Origin of the sequence: Thioalkalivibrio sp. K90mix, from assembly GCF_000025545.1 — a bacterium.
GTDB lineage: Bacteria > Pseudomonadota > Gammaproteobacteria > Ectothiorhodospirales > Ectothiorhodospiraceae > Thioalkalivibrio.
Genome location: NC_013889.1, coordinates 537314 through 553522 on the forward strand (window position 1 = coordinate 537314; position 16209 = coordinate 553522).

Consider the following 16209-nt stretch of genomic DNA (forward strand, 5'->3'; position numbering starts at 1 on the left):
GTCGTTCACCATGGCCGGCATGCGCGCCAGCGTGGTCACGGTCCATGGCTGGCATATGCCGGGCCTGGAGCTGGCGCTGCTGGAACGCCGGCTGCGCGCGGGCGGGCTGGAGGTCCATCGCTTCCACTACGCCTCGCGCCACCAGACCCCGGAACAGGCGGCACGCGCCCTGGCCGCCTTCGTCGAGGAAGTCCCCGGCGACCTGGTGCACCTGGTGGCCCACAGCCTCGGCGGCATTATCGTGCGCCATCTGTTCACCGTGGCCCCGGTCCAGCGCCCCGGGCGCATCGTGATGCTGGGTTCGCCGCTGGCGGGCAGCCGGGTGGCCGCGCGTCTGGCGCGCAACCGGCTCGGTCGCTGGTGGCTGGGGGCGGCGCTGGACCGCGGTCTGCTGGGCGGCAGCCCAATCCTGCGCGGGCGCGAGATCGGGATGATCGCGGGCAGCCGTCCGCTGGGGCCGGCGCCGCTGTTCGCGCAGATGCCGCCCCCGCATGATGGCTTCGTTGCCGTCGACGAGACGCGCGGTCCGGATGTCACGCGTCACCTGACGCTGCCGGTCTCGCATACGGGGATGCTGTTCGATGCCACGGTGGCCCGGGAAACGCTGCACTTCCTTGATCGCGGTGACTTCCTTCCCTGAGCGGCCCCGTTCAGCGTCTCCCTCAGTCGACGCCCCGCCGGGTCTCCAGCAGGTCTTCGATCTGACGCCGCCATTGTGGCTCCAGTCGGCCGGCATGCCAGTCGCCAATATCAGGGACGGGCGGTCGCTCACCGCTCAGCCATGCGCCCAGGCGGGCGGCCAATGACTCGGTATCACCGGTGGCGTAGCGGCAGCTGGTCGGATACTGCTCGGGGTATACCAGGGCATCGGGCACCAGCGGCAGTACGCCCGCGCGGGCGGCCTCCAGTAGCGAAAGGCCCTGAAACTCGTGGCGTGCGGTGCTGACCACGATCCCCGCCCGGCACAGCCACTCTTCGTATTCCTCGCGCGAGCACTTGGTGTCCACAACGATGCGGTCCGCCAGGTCTGCGCGCAGTCGGGCGAGGGACTCCGGGGGACTGACGGGCCGAGGGCCGAGCAAGGCCAGTCGGAAATCGATCCCCTTGCGGGCCAGTTGCAGCATGGCTTCGGCGAAGTCGTCCGGTGCCTTGTCGTATTCCCAGCGGTGGTTCCACAGGATCAGGTTCGGATCACGTTCTGTGTGGTCGGTGCTCGTGATGGCCTGGATGGGTACGGGCAGGATCTCGCCGCGCTCGGCGAGCGTCGTGCGCACACCCGGGGGTACCTGGTCCGGCATGCGTGCGAGCAGGCGGTCGACGCCATCGAGAAAGGTATCGCGGTTGTAGCGCGAGTTGAACGCGATGCGGTCGGCCGCCAGGGCGCCGTAGAGCTGCACCATCTGCGGATCCACCGAGGGGTTCTGGCCGGCCTGGGTCGGGTAGGCGAACTGGTTCTCGTGGAAGTAGTACAGCGCGGGCGTTTGCGCGAGCGCCGGGTGGAGGCCGCGCAGCGTGGCGAGGTCGACCATCGAGGTCGCCATGATGGCATCGGGGTGGGCGTCGCCGAGGGTCTCGAGCCAGGAGATTGGGTTGCCCCGAATGCGCCAGCGGAAGTGGCGGCCTGGCAGTTCCCGGCGCTCCCAGTCGAACTCGGAGAACTGCCGGGTCAGCCAGTCGGCCCAGGCGGCATGGCTGTCCGCACGGTAGGCGGACAGCAGCAGGATGCGGGGCGCCGCGGGCTGCACACCTACGGGGCCCGGTCCGGCGGGAAACCCGGCGAGGGGCGATTCAGATGGTAACCCTGGACCATGTCGACCCCCAGGTCGGCCAGCATCGCCAGGGTGTCGCCGTCTTCCACGCACTCGGCCACGGTCCACTTGTCCAGCCCGCGGGCGACGTCGACCATCGCGCGGATGAACGCCTGGTTGTCGCGGTTGTTCGGCAGATCGCGCACGAACATGCCGTCGATCTTGAGCACCTGGACGCCCAGGTACTTGAGGTAGGCAAAAGTGGAGAAGCCCGATCCAAAGTCATCCAGGCAGACAAGACAGCCGGCCTGCTGCAACGCCTCGATGAAGCGCTGGGCGTCCTGCATCTCGGAGACGGCCGCGGTCTCGGTCAGTTCGATGACGAGCCGCCGAGGGTCGACGCCCTGCTGGCTCAGCTCGTTGGTGATGTATTGCGGCAGCCCGGGTTCGTCAAAACTGCGCCCGGAGATGTTGATCGCGATCCCCGGGAGCTCGGGCTGGCGGGCCAGGTGTGCGATGCTCTCGCGGATCACCCAGCGGTCGATATCGACGATCTGCCCGGTCTTCTCGGCCACGGGGATGAATTGTCCCGGCATCACCACCTCGCCGGGTGCCAGCGGGTCGCGCATGCGGACCAGCGCCTCCATGTGATTGAGCGCCCCGCTGTCCAGGTGGTAGATCCCCTGGAAGTGCAACTCGAACTGCCCGCCCTCCAGCGCCTTGCCGATGCGCTGGCTCCAGCTCATCCGCTCGAGCATGCGTTCGGCGGTGTTGCGGCTGGCGTCGAATACCGCCCAGGTGTTCTTGCCCGAGTCCTTGGCCTGGTACATCGCGGCATCGGCATGGGCCACCAGGTCTTCGACGTTGTCTCCGTGCTCGGGGTAGCGGGCGATGCCGATGCTCGCGGTCAGGCGGTAATTTTGCCCGCGGAAGCGGAACGGGATTGCGGAGATCGCGCGTGCCACCCGCTCGGCCAGTCCTTCAGGTTCCCGTTCGGCTGCGTGGTCGACCAGAATTGCGAACTCGTCGCCGCCCAGGCGGGCAAAGATCTCCTCTTCGCGCACCAGGCTTGCGATCTCGCCTGCCGCGCGCACCAGCACGGTGTCTCCGGCGCGGTGGCCGAAGGTGTCGTTGATGGTCTTGAACTCGTCGAGATCGAAATAGATCAGGGCCAGGTGGGTCCCGCGGCGACGGGCGGTGTGGATCGCCTGTTCCAGCTGGCGCTGGAAGCGATGGCGGTTGTACAGGCCCGTGAGCGGGTCGTGCTCGGCCAGATAGACCAGCTGCTGGGCGGTCTGGCGCTCGTGGGTGACGTCCTCGTACAGCCACAGTCGGCCAATGGAGCGCTCGTCGGCATCGTGTACCGGATAGGACAGCTGCGTGAGAATGCGGCCGTCATAGAGGTCCACCTCGAAGCGTTCGCTGATCTCGTGGGTGTCGAGGACGTGCAGTACATGCCGCGAGGCATGGTCGGGCCGGGCAAAGCGATGGGTGGAATGTTCCAGCACGGCACGTGAGGGCTGTCCGACCAGATCGACCTCGTCGGCGATCGCCCACATGCGGCGAAATGCGGGGTTCACGTACTCGATGGACCCCTGGCGATCCTCGAACAGGATGCCGATGCTCATGGCCGAGAGCAGCGAGGCCATGCGCCCCTGCTCGCGCCGTGTGAGTTCCAGCAACCGTGCCTGCTCGTCGCGCGAGGTCTCCAGGCTCTCCAGCGCCTCCAGGAGGGCTTCTTCATTGCGCTTGCGCTGGCTGATGTCGTGCACGATGGCGACATAGCGCGGGCGCTCGCCCCGGGGGGCGACCAGCTGTAGCGAGATGTGCACCGGGATCAGGTGTCCGTCGACGTGCTGGTGCGTGGTCTCGAACAGCAACTGGTCGCGCTCCCCTCGCCGCAGGGGCTCCAGCATGCTGCGAAAACGGGTCTCGGGGAACTCCGGCTTGATGTCGTACGGGTGCAGCTGCAGCAATTCGTTGCGAGTACGACCGGTCTGGTCCATCGCGCCCTGGTTGACATAGATGAACTGCAGGCTGTCCACGTCAAACAGGAAGACGCCATCCAGCGTCAGGTCCAGCGTGCTGCGAAAGGCCTCGAGCTCCTCGCTGCGGCGTTCGAGTTCGCGGGAGGTGGTGACCAGCTCGTGGGCGTCGATCACGTGACCCTGAAGATAGATGAGGTGCCCATGTGCGTCGTACACGCCGGTCCCGCGTTCGAAGACCCAGCGCACGGAGCCGTCCCGGTTTACCGCCCGGTACTGGATCTGGTAGTGGCCGTCCTGTTTGAGCCCTTCCTGCACGCCCTCCCAGGTGTAGTCGGAATCGTCCGGGTGGACCCAGGCGGCGAAGGTGATGTCACCCCGATAAAAGTCGCGGGCCTCGTAGCCGGTCAGTTCGCGCACCCCGCCGTCGACGAAGATCACGTCCCACTGCGGGTTGTTGCGGCAGCGGTACACAAAGCCGTTGACCGTTTCCAGCACCCGCAGCAAGTCGTCGCTGTGCTGCGCGCCGATGGTGCGCGCGAGGCTGATCAGCGCCAGGGTGAAGAGCATCGCGGCTCCGGTGCGCAGGGTCTGGATCGGCACCCCGGTCGCGGCCAGGAAATCCCCCTGCGTAGGAAGCCATGGGGGAAGGCCGAGATCGACCCGCGCCGGGAAAGGCAGAAATGCGGCATAGGCCAGAAACGCGAGGGCTGCGATCCCCAGTGCCGGAATATGTCGCTGCATCTCCGGCTGTGCCCCCGGGGAACGAACGTGCAGCAGGAATGCGAGCCCTGCGAGGAGTGCGCCGGGGAACCCGATCAGGTAGCGGGCACCATTGGCGAGCCCGGTTGCCGGCTCAACGGCGACCAGGAGTATCGCGCTCAGGCCGATGGCGAGACTCCCGTACACGCCCCAGGCCGGCAGGTGCAGGCCGGGGCGTATGTCGAGCAGCGCGCGTCGACCGAACTCCAGCAGGGGCAGATAGGAGACCGCCAGCCAGGCCGTCATGGACCAGCGATCGGAGAGTACGCCCAACTCGTGATGCAGGCCGATCGCGTTGAGGAAACCATAGGTCCCGTGCAGCAGACCGAACGGCACCAGCCACCCGACATGAGCGGCGAAAGGCACAAACCGTTCGCGGCGCGGCAGCATCAGCGCCACGATGCCGAGGGTGAAGAACGCGAGCCCGTTGAGCGCGTACAGCAGCGTCAGTGGCGTGGATTCCAGGCCCACTAGCTAGATGGAAACTCGGATTGGGAGGATGAGGCCTTGCGCGCAGGTGAGGCTGGTATGCGACTGGAGTAAGGCACGTGGTAGTCCTTTAACGGGCAGGCCGTCGTCCGATAACGTCCAGTTGGCAAGGAAAGTTGAGCGACTTAGGCCCAAGCCTGGCCTGTTAGGCCCAAGCCTGACCTTTTTGCGACCCAGTGCGCAAGTCGCGGCCGTCCATCGACTGCCCCCCAAACGTGAACACCGCCCGGAGGCGGTGTTCACAGGTGCCCTCAGGCGGTGTGGCGATCAGCCGCCTCGGACATGCGCATCGCACCAGCCCTCAGCGTTGACCAGCACTTCCTGGAAGGCCTGGTGGTGGCAGCCACCCCAGCCGTTTTCCTCTTCGCCCGCCCAGAAGGCGCAGTTTTCGCACACGGCGCCGTCTTCGTAGGCGTCGTGGTCGGACGCGTCGGAGGCGTTGTTCACGTAGTCATGGGCGTGGCCGTCTTCGGCTTTGGGCTTGGCATAGGCAACGCCGAAGGTGGTCAGGCTCGCGAGCGGGACGGCCGCTACCGCCATGGAGGCGCGGCGGAGAAAGGCTCGACGGTTCGCGTTCGGTTGATCGGACATGGAGTGACCTCCGTAGATCATTTGAATTTTTTGCGCTTAACTTGACCCAAGGCATGGTTGAAGCATGCCGGACGGATCGCATGTTTAGAGCGAGGGAATATCCAGATGTTCCCGTGGTGGGCAACTTCGGCCCGGTTCAAAGACACGCTCCGCACCCTTCGATGCATCGGGCCGCGAAAAAATTCCGCTCCCTGGTGGCCCGATCCGGTTTCGACGGGGCCGGCGATCCACTAATATCAGTAGGCGCTGAAGTTCCTGCGGGCGGTGGCGGCTCGACGCGCCAGCGGGGCTTCCGGTTCCTGTCAATGACTCATTGGAGGTGTCCCATGTTCAAGCTACGTACGTCCCTTGCGATGTTGGCCGCTGGTACTCTTGCGCTGGCCGGAACAACGGCCCAGGCGCAAGAACGCGTGGGCATGGAACCCAGTATCGCCGTCATGCTCGGCTCGGTCTCGCCGGATGCATCAGGGACCTCGACGGACTGGGGCTATGGCATCGAACTGGGTGCGAATTGCCAGCTGCTCCAGCCGCGCACCGGTGTCCTGCGCCATCAGCTGAGCGTTTCTCGATACTCCGAGAGCCCGCTGCGCATGACCAGCACCGAGTTGAACACCCACTGGATGTTCGAGACCGCTCCGAACCTCGAGCTGGGGTTTGGTCCCGGGCTGGGCTATGTACGTGCGGAACTGGGTGATGACACCAATGGCCTGTGGGCGGCGCAGTTCGGCGGCAGCCTGAAGTACACGATGGACAACAACATGTTTCTGGGCGTCGAGGCCCGCTATCAGTTCACGGAGAGCGATCGCTTTCGTAGCGGTCGCGGTCGCGAGGACGTCGACAACCTGCGGGTGATGGCCAAGCTGGGCGTGCATTTCTAGTCGGCTACTGGCTGAACGGCGGGTCTGAATCAGGCCCCGCGACCTGCCCGTCGAGGCTTGCCGGTCGCGGGGTCTTGGTCGAGGATGGGGGTTCATCTCTCGGCACCGGTACCGCATGGACGAATCGCAAAACGCGCAGGCCCCCAAGAACGAGGCCATCGCCTGGCACGCCCTTGATCCCGATTCCGCCCTGCGCGCGCGCGACAGTCGCCGCGAGGGGCTGTCTGCTGACGTGGCCCGGGAGCGCCTGGACCAGTACGGCAGGAACCAGCTGCGCCCTCCGGAGCAGGCGGGCCTGATCCGGCGTTTCTTTCGCCACTTCCACAACATCCTGATCTATATCCTGCTGGCCGCCGCGGCCGGTACGGCCCTGCTCGGCCACTGGGTCGACACCGGCGTGATCCTGGCCGTGGTGCTGATCAACACGCTGATCGGCTTCGTCCAGGAAGGCAAGGCGGAGAAGGCACTGGACGCGATCCGCAAGATGCTCTCGCCCCGCGCGCTGGCCCTGCGCGATGGCCACCGGCGCGAGGTCCCTGCGGAAGAGCTGGTTCCGGGCGACATCGTCTATCTGCAGGCGGGCGATCGTGTGCCGGCGGACCTGCGCCTGCTCGAGGTCAAGAACCTGCGGGTCGAGGAGGCGGTGCTGACCGGGGAGTCGGTCGCCGTGGACAAGTCCCCCGAAGCCGTCGAGCGCGAGGCGGATCTGGGGGACCGTACCAGCATGGCCTTCTCCGGCACGCTGGTCGCCTTCGGGCGCGGGCACGGCGTGGTGGTGGCCACCGGCGAACACACCGAAATCGGTCGCATCTCCTCGATGCTGGGAGAGGTTGAGAGCCTGCAGACGCCGCTGGTCCGCCAGATGGAGCAGTTCGGCCGCTGGCTGGCGGGCGTTGTCGTTGTGATCTCTGCCGCGACCTTTGCCTTTGGTTACTGGGTGCGCAGTTATCCGCTGGACGAGATGTTCCTGGCGGCGGCCAGTCTGGCAGTCTCGTCCATCCCCGAGGGCCTGCCGGCAATCATGACGATCGCACTGGCGATCGGCGTGCAGAAGATGGCACGACGCAACGCGATCATCCGTCGCCTGCCGGCGGTGGAGACCCTGGGGTCGGTCTCGACGATCTGCTCCGACAAAACCGGCACGCTGACCCGCAACGAGATGACGGTGCAGACCGTGCGCACGGCGGGCGAAGAATACGGAGTCTCCGGCGTTGGCTATGCCCCGCAGGGCGATTTCTCCGTGGACCAGCAGGAGGTGGAGGCCGACGAGCAGCCGGCACTAATGGAAGTGCTGCGTGCGGGCCTTCTGTGCAACGACGCCCAGGTATTCGAGCGCGAGGGCGAGTGGGTGATGGAGGGCGACCCGACCGAGGGGGCACTGGTGGTGGCCGCGCGCAAGGCGGGGCTCGACCCGCACCTGGAGGCGGAGCGCTTGCCGCGTACCGATGTGATCCCCTTCGAGTCCGATCATCGCTATATGGCGACCCTGCACCATGATCACGACGGGCATGCACGGATCTTCCTGAAGGGGGCCCCCGAGCGGGTGCTGGAGCTGTGCGATCAGGTGCGTACGGGCGAGGGTACCGATGACCTCGACCGTGAGGCCTGGCATCAGGTGATGGAGACCATCGCCGCTCGTGGGCAGCGCGTGCTGGCCATTGCGAGCCGCGAGGTACCGCCCGATCAGCGCGAACTGAACTTCGATCATGTCGAAGAGGGCGGGTTCGCTCTGCTCGCCCTGGTCGGGATTATCGACCCGCCGCGGGAAGAGGCCATTCAGGCCGTGGCCGAGTGCCGCGAGGCGGGCATTCGCGTGAAGATGATCACTGGCGATCATCTGGCGACTGCGCGGGCCATTGGCGAGCAGCTGGGGCTGGGGCGCGATGCCGAGGCGCACGCCGGGCACGAGCTGGATGATGTGGACGACGACCGCCTGGCGCAGATGGCCGAGGACACCGACGTGTTCGCACGCACATCGCCCGAGCACAAGCTGCGCCTGGTCCAGGCCCTGCAGGGCCGCGGCCGAATCGTCGCCATGACCGGGGACGGGGTGAATGATGCCCCGGCGCTGAAGCGCGCGGATGTCGGGGTCGCGATGGGCGGCAAGGGAACGGAGGCCGCCAAGGAGGCCTCGGAGATGGTGCTCGCGGACGACAATTTCGCCTCGATCGCCCATGCGGTCGAGGAGGGGCGCACCGTCTACGACAACATCCGCAAGGCCATCCTGCACATGCTGCCGACCAATGCCGGGCAGTCGCTGACCATCATGATGGCGATCCTGATGGGGCTGGCCCTGCCGCTGACGCCGGTGCAGGTGCTGTGGGTCAATATGGTGACCTCGGTGACCCTGGCCATGGCCCTGGCCTTCGAGCGTGCCGAGCCCGGGGTCATGCAGCGTCCACCGCGTGATCCGGATCAGCCGCTGTTGTCCGGGTTCCTGTTGTGGCGCATCCCGTTTGTTGCGGTCCTGTTGTGGCTCGGGACCTTCGGGCATTTCGTCTACATGGAGACGTTCGTCGGCGTCAGCGACGAGCTGGCGCGGACCGTCGCAATCAACACCCTGGTGGCCGGGCAGGCCTTCTATCTGCTGAACCTGCGCCTGATCCACCAGCCGGTGCTGCCGGGGTTGGAGCTGTTTCGCTCGCACAGCATGTGGATTGCAATCGGTGTCCTGATCCTGCTCCAGCTGGCGTTCACGTATGCCCCGGTGATGCACACCCTGTTCGGGACGACCACGATCGGCCTGGGCGACTGGCTGCGCATCCTGGCCTTTGGCCTTGCGGTGTTCGTGGTCGTGGAGCTGGAAAAACTGGTTGTGCGACAGGTGCTGGCCCGCCGTCGGGGGATTGCCCCGACGGCGGTGTAGCTCCATTCCCCATTCCTGTCCGGGCAGTGACCTCAGGCGGTGACCAGCGGGAGCTGGTCGGCGGCCAGAAGGTCGCCGGCCCGGTCGGCGGGCACCGGGCGGGAATAGTAGTACCCCTGGGCGCGGGTGCACCCCAGTGCGCGCAGGGTGGCCGCATGGGTATTGCTCTCGACGCCCTCGGCCACCGCCTCCAGCCCGAGGTTGCGCGCCATGTTGATCACGGTCTGCACCAGGCGCTGGCTGTATTCGTCGCGATCCAGCCCGGCCACGAAGGCGCGATCGATCTTCAGGATGTCCAGCGGCAGGCGGTGGAGATAGCTGAGCGACGAGTAGCCCGTGCCGAAATCGTCCATTGCCAGACTGACCCCCAGGGCCTTCAGGCCCTTCAGGGTAGCGATCAGCTCGTCGAGGTTGCCCAGAGTCGCGGTCTCGGTGATTTCCAGGCGCAGCTGCTCCGGCGGGGTGTCGGTGCCGCACAGGATTGTGGCGACCTCGTCCACCAGCTCGGGGCGGGTGAGCTGCCGTGCGGAGAGGTTGGTGCTGATTGTCAGCGGCGGGCCGCTGCGTTGTGCATTCCAGGCTTGTAGCTGGGAGCACGCCGTGTACAGCACCTGCATGTCGATCAGGTGGACCAGCCCGGCATCCTCCGCGATCGGGATGAACCGGTCCGGGGGCAGGAGCTCGCCCTCTCGCTCCCAGCGTACCAGGGCCTCGAACCCGGTAATGCGGTTGTCTGCCAGTGACATGATCGGCTGGTAGTGCACGACAAAGGCATTGCGCTCGACCGATTCGCGCAGGCTGGTTTCCAGTCGCAGGCTCTCGAGTGCCTGCGACTGCATGCCCGGGTCGCAGAACTCGCAGCGGGCCTTGCCGAGCGACTTGGCGCGATACATCGCCATGTCCGCCTCGCGCATCAGGTCCTCCGCGCAGGTCGGACCGTCCTGATCGGGGCTGACCACCGGGCAGGCCTGGCCATAGGGGCGCGTGGCGATGCCGATGCTGACCGTTACATAGACGGTCTGGCCGGCGATCGAGAAGGGTTGGTGCAGGATGGCCTGCAGGCGCTCGGCGACGCGCAGTGCGTCCACCGGCTCGTGCAGGCCCTCCAGCAGTATGGTGAACTCGTCACCGCCCAGACGGGCCAGCGTGTCGTCCGGTCTTGTGTTCTGGTTGCCCCCAGGCCGCGAGACGGTGTCGTTCTGGCGCAGGGCGGTCAGCAGGCGCTTGCCGACCTGGGCCAGCAACTCGTCGCCCGCCGTATGGCCGAGGCTGTCGTTGACGAGCTTGAAGCGGTCGAGGTCGACGAACAGTACGGCGAACAGCGACTCCGGCTCGCGCGCATAGCGCGCGATCGCGTGCTCCAGACGGTCATGAAAGAGCCGTCGGTTCGGCAGGCCCGTCAGCGGATCATGGGAGGCGTGGTGGATCAGCCGTTCGGCGTGGCGGTTGCGCTCGACCACGCGCCCCAGTTGCACACCGGCCTGCGCCAGCAGGGCCAGGACCTCCGGCTGCTCGGGCGTGGTCTCGGCGGTGAAGAACTCCAGCACGCAGGCCACCTCCTGGCCGACCATGACCGGGAAGGCAAAGCCCGAACACAGGCCGCTCGTGGCTGCCGCCGCGCGCCGGGGGAAATTGAGGTCCTGATCCAGATGCTCGACCCACACCGGGGCACGCTGTTCGAGGACGCGTCCGGGCAGGCCCTGGCCGGACCGGAAGACCGTGTCCTCCGTGGATTCGCGGAACGCCTCGACGGGGTCGAGGGTCCGCAGGTGCCAGATGCCCGTGGGACCCAGTTCCAGGTCGCTGCTGGACGTCTTGCGCGCGAGGTAGGCGTGGCCGACTGGCCAGTCGAGGAACTCCCCGATCGCGTTCAGGGCTGTGCGCAGAACCTCAGCGATGGAGTCGGACTGGTTGGCCGCGGAGGCGATCGTGTTGAGCAGTTCGATCTGCTGCTGCTTCGCGTAGAGGTCCTGCAGGCGGGTCTCGGCCAGGGATTCGGCACGTTGTCGGGCCTCGCGTTCCTCGTAAATCAGGCCCTCCAGGCGCGCGCGCTCCTCGTCCGGGAGGGCGTCGCTACGGCGGCGATTCATGGGTGGTTTCCGTGTTCGCGGCGACCACTGGCTGCGTCATGCATGGGCTTCCCCGGTCTTCCATACCCTGGGTGTGAACGCGGCGGATCATAACCCGTTTGCGGCTAGTTATCTCGGCAGACGCCGCGACACTCGCAGCTATTCCCGCCTGAGCGCAATTCCCGCGGGGCGGTGCAGGGAGTGCGCGGTCCGGTTGAGCGCTGGTTAATGATGCTCGCGCCCGGTGGAAGGGGTGCGCGGATCGGATGCGTGAGTGACCCAGGGCTCGCCCATCTCTTCCTCCCAGGCCTCCTGAGTCGGGTGGTTCTGGTCGTAGCGGATCCATGCCTCGAAGATCTCGTCCGGCCACTGCGCCTGGATGAAGGCGATGATCGCCTCCACGTCGTCGTAGGACAGGGTGTCCTCGAAGCTGGGCATGGCCCCGCCGCGGGCTTCGGCGCCGTAGCGGATCATGTCCTTGAGCTGCCAGTAGGGGTGGTGCCAGGTGTGGGCGCTGCCATCCAGGGGTGGGGGCGGCATGTAGCCGTCCGCGTCGCGCTGGCGCCAGTTCTCCGCGCCCTCGCGATTCTCGCCGTGGCATACCGCACAATGCTGCATGTACATCCGTTCGCCGTATTGCAGGGTTTCGTCGTCCCAGTCGCGCTGGTGGTGTTCTGGGGTGGCGTCCAGGCCTGGCAGACCGTCGCAGCCGATCAGGGCCGAGCTGGCGAGCAGCGCGGCCAGGGCCGGAAGGAACATGACGGACCGGCGTCCGTGTCGGTTTGGCTTCATTCAACCCCCATTGCGACGAATACCATTTCAGTCCGTCTGTCGGTTCAATCCGTCTGCACGGCCGGATCGTCCGGGTCTGCCGGATTTTCCTGCGTACCCGGTTCGCCTTGCTCGGCCGGTGGGCGGTCCCCGCGGACGGCATCGCGAACCGAGCCCCAAGCCTTGCGGGAGCCGTCGCGCACGCCGCCCCAGGCATCGCGGGCGCCTTCACGTACACCCTGCCAGGCACCGGAGGAGCGCTCACGGGTCTCGGCGGACCATTCGGCCAGGTTGTCACGTTCGCGTACCAGGGCATCAAAGGCCCGTTCGCGGCGCTCGCGGGTGGCATCGCTCAGGTCGTCCCAGCCCTCGCGCGTGCGCTCGCGCAGGGTGGTGAGCTGCTGGTCCATTGTATCCAGGGTTTCACGGGTGCGCGAACGGGTCGCCTCGCGGTCGCGTTCGGCGTCGGCCTGAATCTCCTCGCGGGTCTGCGCCCAGTCTTCGCGCAGTTCTTCCATCTCGGTTGCGGTCTCGTCCTCGGCGGCCTGCTCCTCGGCCAGCACGAGCGGTGCACTCAGTGCGAGCGCGGCCGCGGCCACCAGGGCGAGTCCTGTCGTGCGGATATGGTCCATCATCGTATCCCCCGTGGGAATGGGCTTGTGGTCATGTGATGATATGACGCTCGACCAGTGCAATTTGTTGCAGTGGATGACGGATTTGCGACGCGAGACACGCGTGGGGTACCAGCCATGAGAGACACACGATTAATCGGGGCGCTTCTGCTGGGCGGGCTGCTGGCGGGGTGCGCGCCATTCCCCTCGGAGCAGAAGCGCGCGACGGACGTATTCCAGCCGCAGCCGACCGAGCGCAAGGCGCTCGAAATCCCGCAACTCGAGCCGGCCGGCACGCCGGGCGTCGCGGTGATGGACTGGGTGGATGCCAGCGGGTGGCGCGAGGGCCTGGGTACGGACTACTCCAGTCTGGAGATCCACCACCAGCGCCGCGAGCGGGCCGAGGTCTTCGTCAAGAACCTGCGCGACGATGCCGTCCGCGATTACGAATACCGGCTGACACTTCGTGAACGCGATGATGGCTGGGTGGTGACCGGGCTGGAACGGCGTGTGATCTGTCGCCGGGGGCTGTCTGGCGACGGGCTTTGTCGCTGACCCTCGAACGCTTCGCCAGCCGGAGGATCAGCGGCGCCGGGCCAGGGACAGGCCGTCGCCGATGGGTACCAGCGAGAGGTCGATGCGCTCGTCGCGATGCAGCGCCTGGTTGAAGTCGCGGATGGCCCGGGTGTCCTCGTCGTCGCAGTGCCGGTCCGCCACCCGGCCATGCCAGAGCGTGTTGTCCACCATGATCAGTCCGCCCGGGCGTACCAGTCGCAGGCAGGTCTCGAAGTATTCCGGGTAACCGGTCTTGTCGGCGTCGATGAACGCAAGATCGAAACGGCCGCTCTGTCCTTCGTCCTCCAGTTGGCGCAGGCTGGCGCGTGCATCACCCAGACGCAGGTCCATGCGCGCAGCCAGACCGGCCCGGTCCCAGTAGCGTCTGGCGATCGCGGTCCAGGCCTCGCTGTGGTCCAGGCAGACCACCTCGCCGTCGTCGGGGAGGGCCTGCCCCACGGCCAGCGCGCTGTAGCCGGTAAAGGTGCCCACTTCCAGGTAGCGCCGGGCCCCGACCAGGCGCGCCAGCAGCGCCATGAACTGCCCCTGTTCGGGAGCGATCTGCATGTTGTGCTCCGGCAGCCCCGCGGTCTCGGCGCGCAACTCCGCAAGCAGGCTGGACTCGCGCAGCGAGCGATCCAGTACATAGGCCTGAAGATGGTCATCGAGTCCGATCGAGCGGTTGGACATCACGGTTCCTTAAGTGCGGCCAGCGTTCAACCAGCGTAGCGGATGCAGGGCGAGCACCACCAGCACGGCCAGTGCGACCCATTCGACGGCGGGCGGCATCCATTCGGTGGCCTGGCCCGGGGTGATCGCGGGGCTCAGTCCGCTCAAGCCCAGGCCGGCATCCAGTGTCAGTCCGAGCGCGACGGTGCTGGCGCCAATGCCTATTAGATAAAGACTCACCGCCGCATTGCCCAGTTCCCGCCGGAACACCCCCAGCGTCGCGAGGCTGGTGATCGGGGCGGCCAGCAGGAACACCAGCACGGCACCGGGTGAGACGCCGGCCGCCAGCAGGGCGACCGCGATGGGTGTGGCTGCGGTCGCGCACAGATACATCGGGATGCCGATCACGGCGAGCAGCAGCATCGCCGGCAGGCCACTGCCGTACGCTGCCAGTGCAGCCGGTGGCACCAGGGTCAGCAGCGCCCCGGCGACGACCAGGCCGGCCACCAGCCACAGGCGGATATCGTCCAGCACGTCGCCGAACGCGTAGCGCTGGCCCTCCAGCAGGCGGGTCCATGGGCCCGGGGGTGCGGGCGGCACTGTGGCAGGGGTGTCGCAGCAGGCAGAACTCCCGCAGCCACTCCCCGCCCCTTGCGCGCTGCCTGCACTGGTCCGGGATGCGCGGGTTCGCCCAACCAGCAGGCCGGTGGTGATGGCCGTTACCAGGGCGCCGGCGACGCGGGCGACGGCCATCAGCGGGCCGAGCAGGGCATAGCTGATCGCGACCGAGTCGACGCCGACGCCCGGGGTGCCGATCAGGAACGCCGTGGTCGGGCCGCGCCCCGCTCCGCCACGGTGCAGCGCCAGGGCCGTCGGGATCGCCCCGCAGGAGCAAAGGGGCAGTGGTGCCCCCGCAATAGCGGCGCGCACGGTGGGCGCCAGGCCCGGCCCGCCCAGCCAGCGCTGCAACGCCGCCTCTGGCAGGAACGCCTTGACCAGTCCGGCCGCGGCCAGCCCCAGAAGCAGCCAGGGAGCCGCCGTCAGGGCCAGTGCCAGAGTCTGCTGGGCGATTTCGAACACCATGGCCCGATGATTGGTGACGGGCGGGCGGGGTGTCAAGATGGCGTGGGTGGATGAGCCCTTTGATCCGGAGCGGTTGGCGGTTTGGTTCGCCAGTGCTCCGTCGAGACCGCTACACTGCACCGCCAGGATCCCTGATGACGAAAAAAAGGAGTTCGCGATGACCGGCTACGCGTTGGCAAACCTGCTGCATCTACTGGCAGTTGTAGTGTGGGTGGGGGGGATGTTCTTCGCCTACATGTTCCTGCGGCCGGTGGCCGGACAGCAGCTGGACGGCGCAGCGCGCCTCAAGTTGTGGGAGGGCGTGTTCGCGCGCTTTTTCCCCTGGGTCTGGGCGTCCGTAATCCTCTTGCTGGCGAGCGGACTGTGGATGATCTTTGGCTTCTTCGGCGGGATGGGCAATGTGCATCCCTCGGTGCATGTGATGCTGCTTCTCGGGCTGGTGATGATGGCGATCTTCGCCCATGTGTTCTTTGCCCCGTATCGCCGCATGCGTCAGGCGATCGCCGCGAATGACACCGACGAGGGCCTGCGCCGGCTGTCCCAGATCCGGGTGCTGGTGGGCATCAACACCTTGCTGGGCCTGGTCGTGATCGTGGTGGCCACCGGGGGCCGTCTGCCCTTCTAGGGAGACACCGGTCGTCTGCTTTCTGGGTGCCAGATCAGGCGAGGGGCTGAGGGTGGCTGGATCAGGACGGCTGCATTCTGGCCGAACGCGATCAGCCAGGGATCCAGGTCCGCTTCGCCCATTCCGAGCACGCAATAGCCGGGTTCGTCGGGCCAGTGGCCGGTCGGGTCCCGGTGGATTGTGGGCCAGCAGGCCCAGCCGGCCTGCTCCAGCTCGTATTTGATGCGGGCGTGACGCTCGCGGTTCTCCTGCTCTGGCACGATACGACTGCGCGGATTCCAGGCGGTCAGCAGGCTGGCCTGTCGCCAGCTCTGTGCCTGCAGGCAGGCCTCAAGGCCAGGGTCGCGTTCACCGATGCGCAGGACGAACGCCTGCCCCGGGGGCTCAATCCGGTAGTGCGTGGCGGCGTAGGCCCGGGCCAGTTCCGCACCGGCCTCTGGCACATCGCCCGGTGTCCCGTTACCCCTTGAGTTTGGCGCCATCCCGGGGCACTCTCGCGTGTGGTCG

At 67.0% G+C, this 16209-nt stretch carries 14 protein-coding genes; 5 read left to right on the top strand and 9 right to left on the bottom strand.

Annotation, left to right across the window (positions count from 1 at the left end):
* The first annotated feature begins 10 nt into the window (after nucleotides 1-10).
* Nucleotides 11-640, top strand: a complete 630-nt coding sequence (locus TK90_RS02550) for a triacylglycerol lipase (RefSeq protein WP_012981928.1) — start codon at nucleotides 11-13, stop codon at nucleotides 638-640.
* Nucleotides 641-662: 22 nt separating this feature from the next.
* On the opposite strand, the gene TK90_RS02555 is transcribed toward TK90_RS02550, so the two are convergent.
* From TK90_RS02555 to TK90_RS02565, 3 genes are all read right to left on the bottom strand, one after another.
* On the bottom strand, nucleotides 663-1745 hold the full coding sequence (locus TK90_RS02555; protein ID WP_012981929.1) for a DUF3524 domain-containing protein: 1083 nt from the start codon (nucleotides 1743-1745) through the stop codon (nucleotides 663-665).
* 2 nt (nucleotides 1746-1747) lie between these two features.
* Complete coding sequence (locus tag TK90_RS02560) at nucleotides 1748-4966, bottom strand: EAL domain-containing protein (protein WP_012981930.1); 3219 nt, start codon at nucleotides 4964-4966, stop codon at nucleotides 1748-1750.
* Nucleotides 4967-5251: 285 nt separating this feature from the next.
* Nucleotides 5252-5575, bottom strand: coding sequence for a high-potential iron-sulfur protein (locus TK90_RS02565; protein WP_012981931.1), 324 nt, complete (start codon nucleotides 5573-5575; stop codon nucleotides 5252-5254).
* Nucleotides 5576-5901: 326 nt separating this feature from the next.
* Between TK90_RS02565 and TK90_RS02570 the strand changes: the two genes are divergently transcribed.
* Together TK90_RS02570 and TK90_RS02575 are read left to right on the top strand one after the other, a co-directional pair.
* Nucleotides 5902-6453, top strand: a complete 552-nt coding sequence (locus TK90_RS02570) for an outer membrane beta-barrel protein (protein WP_012981932.1) — start codon at nucleotides 5902-5904, stop codon at nucleotides 6451-6453.
* Between the two features lie 115 nt (nucleotides 6454-6568).
* The gene (locus TK90_RS02575; RefSeq protein WP_012981933.1) at nucleotides 6569-9319 is read left to right on the top strand and encodes a cation-transporting P-type ATPase; all 2751 of its coding nucleotides are present in this window, start codon (nucleotides 6569-6571) and stop codon (nucleotides 9317-9319) included.
* A 32-nt stretch (nucleotides 9320-9351) separates the two neighbouring features.
* Here TK90_RS02575 and TK90_RS02580 read toward each other — a convergent pair whose 3' ends face one another.
* The 3 genes from TK90_RS02580 to TK90_RS02590 all read right to left on the bottom strand — a co-directional run bounded on the left by TK90_RS02580 (nucleotide 9352) and on the right by TK90_RS02590 (nucleotide 12794).
* Complete coding sequence (locus tag TK90_RS02580) at nucleotides 9352-11409, bottom strand: bifunctional diguanylate cyclase/phosphodiesterase (protein ID WP_012981934.1); 2058 nt, start codon at nucleotides 11407-11409, stop codon at nucleotides 9352-9354.
* Nucleotides 11410-11613: 204 nt separating this feature from the next.
* Nucleotides 11614-12147: a cytochrome c gene (locus TK90_RS02585; RefSeq protein WP_012981935.1), complete on the bottom strand. Its 534-nt coding sequence runs from the start codon at nucleotides 12145-12147 to the stop codon at nucleotides 11614-11616.
* Between the two features lie 77 nt (nucleotides 12148-12224).
* Nucleotides 12225-12794, bottom strand: a complete 570-nt coding sequence (locus TK90_RS02590; RefSeq protein WP_017925827.1) for a hypothetical protein — start codon at nucleotides 12792-12794, stop codon at nucleotides 12225-12227.
* 114 nt (nucleotides 12795-12908) lie between these two features.
* Between TK90_RS02590 and TK90_RS02595 the strand changes: the two genes are divergently transcribed.
* Nucleotides 12909-13325, top strand: coding sequence for a hypothetical protein (locus tag TK90_RS02595; protein ID WP_012981937.1), 417 nt, complete (start codon nucleotides 12909-12911; stop codon nucleotides 13323-13325).
* Between the two features lie 27 nt (nucleotides 13326-13352).
* Here the strand turns inward: TK90_RS02595 and TK90_RS15335 are convergent, their stop codons facing one another.
* Together TK90_RS15335 and TK90_RS15340 are read right to left on the bottom strand one after the other, a co-directional pair.
* On the bottom strand, nucleotides 13353-14015 hold the full coding sequence (locus TK90_RS15335; RefSeq protein WP_012981938.1) for an O-methyltransferase: 663 nt from the start codon (nucleotides 14013-14015) through the stop codon (nucleotides 13353-13355).
* Between the two features lie 9 nt (nucleotides 14016-14024).
* On the bottom strand, nucleotides 14025-15077 hold the full coding sequence (locus TK90_RS15340; protein WP_012981939.1) for an SO_0444 family Cu/Zn efflux transporter: 1053 nt from the start codon (nucleotides 15075-15077) through the stop codon (nucleotides 14025-14027).
* 157 nt (nucleotides 15078-15234) lie between these two features.
* On the opposite strand from TK90_RS15340, the gene TK90_RS02610 reads away from it, so the two are divergent.
* A complete protein-coding gene (locus tag TK90_RS02610; RefSeq protein ID WP_012981940.1) occupies nucleotides 15235-15702 on the top strand; it encodes a CopD family protein in 468 nt (155 codons plus the stop codon).
* On the opposite strand, the gene TK90_RS02615 is transcribed toward TK90_RS02610, so the two are convergent.
* On the bottom strand, nucleotides 15699-16184 hold the full coding sequence (locus tag TK90_RS02615; protein ID WP_012981941.1) for a DUF3293 domain-containing protein: 486 nt from the start codon (nucleotides 16182-16184) through the stop codon (nucleotides 15699-15701). The genes TK90_RS02610 and TK90_RS02615 overlap by 4 nt on opposite strands.
* Between the last annotated feature and the right edge of the window lie 25 nt (nucleotides 16185-16209).

Excerpts from the sequence above, each read along its gene's own strand:
- TK90_RS02550 (WP_012981928.1), top strand. The coding sequence starts at position 11 with ATGGCCGGCATGCGCGCCAGCGTGGTCACGGTCCATGGCTGGCATATG.
- TK90_RS02565 (WP_012981931.1), bottom strand. The coding sequence starts at position 5,575 with ATGTCCGATCAACCGAACGCGAACCGTCGAGCCTTTCTCCGCCGCGCC.
- TK90_RS02570 (WP_012981932.1), top strand. The coding sequence starts at position 5,902 with ATGTTCAAGCTACGTACGTCCCTTGCGATGTTGGCCGCTGGTACTCTT.
- TK90_RS02575 (WP_012981933.1), top strand. The coding sequence starts at position 6,569 with ATGGACGAATCGCAAAACGCGCAGGCCCCCAAGAACGAGGCCATCGCC.
- TK90_RS02580 (WP_012981934.1), bottom strand. The coding sequence starts at position 11,409 with ATGAATCGCCGCCGTAGCGACGCCCTCCCGGACGAGGAGCGCGCGCGC.
- TK90_RS02585 (WP_012981935.1), bottom strand. The coding sequence starts at position 12,147 with ATGTTCCTTCCGGCCCTGGCCGCGCTGCTCGCCAGCTCGGCCCTGATC.
- TK90_RS02590 (WP_017925827.1), bottom strand. The coding sequence starts at position 12,794 with ATGATGGACCATATCCGCACGACAGGACTCGCCCTGGTGGCCGCGGCC.
- TK90_RS02595 (WP_012981937.1), top strand. The coding sequence starts at position 12,909 with ATGAGAGACACACGATTAATCGGGGCGCTTCTGCTGGGCGGGCTGCTG.
- TK90_RS15335 (WP_012981938.1), bottom strand. The coding sequence starts at position 14,015 with ATGTCCAACCGCTCGATCGGACTCGATGACCATCTTCAGGCCTATGTA.
- TK90_RS15340 (WP_012981939.1), bottom strand. The coding sequence starts at position 15,077 with ATGGTGTTCGAAATCGCCCAGCAGACTCTGGCACTGGCCCTGACGGCG.
- TK90_RS02610 (WP_012981940.1), top strand. The coding sequence starts at position 15,235 with ATGACCGGCTACGCGTTGGCAAACCTGCTGCATCTACTGGCAGTTGTA.
- TK90_RS02615 (WP_012981941.1), bottom strand. The coding sequence starts at position 16,184 with ATGGCGCCAAACTCAAGGGGTAACGGGACACCGGGCGATGTGCCAGAG.